Genomic DNA, 3,349 nt, shown 5'->3' on the forward strand with positions numbered 1-3,349 from the left:
GCCATGGTGGTCGAGATCGAGGAGGGGGTGGGCCCGGACGGCTCCGGGGAGGCCTGGCGGGTGCTGCCCACGGGCCTGCACGGCCCGGCCACCGTCGATGTCGGCAACGCCGGCACGGTGATGCGCTTCCTGCCACCGGTGGCCGCGCTGGCCGACGGCCCCATCCGGTTCGACGGGGACCCGCGGTCGTACGAGCGCCCGCTGAACGGCGTGATCGACGCGCTGCGCGTGCTCGGCGCCCGGATCGACGACGACGGCCGGGGCGCGCTGCCGCTGACCGTGCACGGCGGCGGCGCGCTGGACGGCGGACCGGTCTCGATCGACGCCTCCTCGTCCTCCCAGTTCGTCTCGGCGCTGCTGCTGTCGGGCCCCCGCTTCAACCAGGGCGTGGAGGTCCGGCACACCGGCGCGACCCTGCCCTCGATGCCGCACATCCGGATGACCGTGGACATGCTGCGCGCGGTCGGCGCCCAGGTGGACACCCCGGAGTCGGGCGGCGAGCCGAACGTGTGGCGGGTGACTCCGGGCGCCCTGCTGGGCCGGGACCTGACGATCGAGCCCGACCTGTCGAACGCCCAGCCGTTCCTGGCGGCGGCCCTGGTCACGGGCGGCAAGGTGCTGATCCCGGACTGGCCGGAGCGCACCACCCAGCCGGGTGACCGGCTGCGGGAGATCTTCACCGAGATGGGCGGTTCCTGCGAACTGACCGAGTTCGGGCTCGTGTTCACCGGCTCGGGCGCCGTCCACGGCATCGACGTCGACCTCGGTGACGTCGGCGAGCTGACCCCGGGTGTCGCGGCGGTCGCCGCCCTCGCGGACTCGCCCTCGACCCTGCGGGGCGTGGCGCACCTGCGGCTGCACGAGACGGACCGGCTGGCCGCCTTGACCAAGGAGATCAACGAGCTGGGCGGTGACGTCACCGAGACGGCCGACGGCCTGCACATCCGGCCGCGCCCGCTGCACGGCGGGGTGTTCCACACCTACGAGGACCACCGCATGGCGACCGCCGGTGCGATCATCGGCCTGGCCGTCGAGGGTGTGCGGATCGAGAACGTGGCGACGACGGCGAAGACCTTGCCCGACTTCCCCGAGCTGTGGACCGGGATGCTGGGGAACTGACGGGCGGACTGGGATCATGCGCCGCTACGGCAAACACACCGACGAGGACGACATCCGCGCCCGCCCCAACCGCAAGGGCAACCGGCCGCGGACCCACATCCGGCCCAAGCACGAGGACGCGGCGGAGGGCATGGTCCTCACCGTCGACCGCGGCCGGCTGACCTGCCTGGTCGGCGACCGGACGGTCATGGCGATGAAGGCCCGCGAACTGGGCCGCAAGGCGGCAGTGGTGGGCGACCGGGTGGCCCTCGTCGGTGATCTGACCGGCAAGAAGGACACCCTCGCGCGGATCGTGCGCATCGAGGAGCGCGCCTCGCTGCTGCGCCGTACCGCCGACGACGACGATCCCTACGAGCGGGTCGTCGTCGCCAACGCCGACCAGCTCGCGATCGTCACCGCGCTCGCCGACCCCGAGCCGCGCCCGCGCCTGATCGACCGCTGTCTGGTCGCGGCCTTCGACGGCGGCCTGGAGCCGCTGCTGGTGATGACCAAGTCCGACCTGGCCCCGCCGGACAAGCTGCTGGAGCTCTACGGCGACCTCGACATCCCCTACGTCGTCACCAGCCGCGAGGAGCTGGAGAACGGCGACGCGGCGGACCGGGTGCGCGAGCATCTGGACGGCAAGATCACCGCCTTCGTGGGGCACTCGGGCGTGGGCAAGACGACGCTGGTCAACGCGCTGGTGCCGGAGGAGCGCCGCCGGATCACGGGACATGTGAACGCGGTGACCGGCCGCGGCCGCCACACCACGACGTCGGCGCTGGCGCTGCCGCTCACCGCGGCGGAAGGCTGGGTCGTCGACACCCCGGGCGTGCGCTCGTTCGGTCTGGCGCACATCGACCCGTCCCGGGTGATCAACGCCTTCCCGGACCTGGAGCCGGGCACGGAGGGCTGTCCGCGCGCGTGCAGTCACGACGAGCCGGACTGCGCGCTGGACGCCTGGGTCGAGGAGGGGCACGCGGACCCGGCGCGGCTGTACTCCCTGCGCCGGCTGCTGGCCTCGCGGGAGCGCAGGGAAGGCGACTGAGCTTCGCGTTGTTTGCCGGGGCCCGCTGCCGGTAAGTGCATAATCGCACCGAGCCGGAGATCAGGACCTACGGGAGGACCGTACATGCCGTGGCTGCTGGTCATCGTCGCCGGCTTTCTGGAGACGGGCTTCGCCGTGTGCCTCAAGCTCTCCCACGGGTTCACCCGGCTGTGGCCGACGATCGCCTTCGCCTCCTTCGCGCTGGGCAGCTTCGGTCTGCTGACGCTCTCGCTGAAGAAACTGGACGTCGGCCCCGCGTACGCCGTGTGGACCGGGATCGGGGCCGCGGGCACCGCGGTCTACGGCATGGTCTTCCTCGGTGATCTGGTGTCGACCCTGAAGATCGTGTCGATCTCGCTCGTGATCATCGGTGTGATCGGCCTGCAGCTGTCGGGCTCCGCCCACTGAGGGCCTGACAACTCCGCTCCTCCGAGGCCGAGTCGGGCCTCAGACCGGTTGCCCGGGAAGCGCGCCGCGCACCAGAGCGGCCATCCCGCCCGCCCCCGGTGGCGCGGCCACACAGGACAGCGCGAGCCGTACGACCAGTTCGCAGGAGCGGGTCAGCTCGGAGCCGTCCGCCTGCCCGGCCTCGGCTCCGCCCAGGACGGTCACCGCCCGGTCCCGCACGAGCCGCACGAAGTCGCCGGGCGTAGGCAGCGGCCCGTCCGCCCGGCGTTGCGCGGGCACCGCGGACGCGGACGGCACGGCGGAGAGGGTCGGCGCGGGCAGGCGCTCGCTCCAGCAGCCGGTGAGCATGGCCCGCACCAGCGCGTTGTCCCGGGCGGCCGACGCCATCCACTCGGCGGTCGCGGTCAGCCGGTCCCGCGGGTCGGTGTGCGCGGCCAGCGCCCGCTCCACCCCCGCGAGATAGCCGTCGGCCTCCCGCCGCACCAACGCTCTCGCCAGCCCTTCCTTGCTCCCGAACTCGTTGTACAGCGTCTGCCGGGACACCCCCGCCGCCGCCGCGACGTCGACCATCCGCACCGCCGACCACGGCCGCCGGGCGAGCGCCGTGCAAGCGGCGTCCAGCAGCGATTCCCGGGCTGCAGGCATCTTCGCCTCCCTGGGGCGAGCGACACTTGCGCCCAGATTTGACGCGCGTACATGCACTGTCAAGGGTCCGCGGAGGTACGAAAAGGCGTTCTCCCCCTCACCCTCCGGCCCGCCGGCCCGCGCGCCCCCGGAACACGCCCGGCGCACACA

Annotated in this window: 4 protein-coding genes; 3 read left to right on the top strand and 1 reads right to left on the bottom strand. The window is 72.9% G+C overall.

Annotated features, from left to right (window positions below):
• The 3 genes from aroA to V7E45_RS39510 all read left to right on the top strand — a co-directional run.
• A partial coding sequence (gene aroA / locus V7E45_RS39500) for a 3-phosphoshikimate 1-carboxyvinyltransferase (protein ID WP_333779120.1) occupies positions 1-1,119 on the top strand: 1,119 nt, incomplete at its 5' end.
• 16 nt (positions 1,120-1,135) lie between these two features.
• A complete protein-coding gene (gene rsgA / locus V7E45_RS39505; protein ID WP_333779121.1) occupies positions 1,136-2,146 on the top strand; it encodes a ribosome small subunit-dependent GTPase A in 1,011 nt (336 codons plus the stop codon).
• An 84-nt stretch (positions 2,147-2,230) separates the two neighbouring features.
• Complete coding sequence (locus V7E45_RS39510) at positions 2,231-2,554, top strand: DMT family transporter (RefSeq protein ID WP_333779122.1); 324 nt, start codon at positions 2,231-2,233, stop codon at positions 2,552-2,554.
• Positions 2,555-2,593: 39 nt separating this feature from the next.
• On the opposite strand, the gene V7E45_RS39515 is transcribed toward V7E45_RS39510, so the two are convergent.
• Positions 2,594-3,199: a TetR/AcrR family transcriptional regulator gene (locus V7E45_RS39515; protein WP_333779123.1), complete on the bottom strand. Its 606-nt coding sequence runs from the start codon at positions 3,197-3,199 to the stop codon at positions 2,594-2,596.
• Positions 3,200-3,349 lie beyond the last annotated feature (150 nt).

The sequence above is a fragment of the Streptomyces sp. IBSBF 3136 genome, assembly GCF_036815105.1.
Taxonomy (GTDB): domain Bacteria; phylum Actinomycetota; class Actinomycetes; order Streptomycetales; family Streptomycetaceae; genus Streptomyces.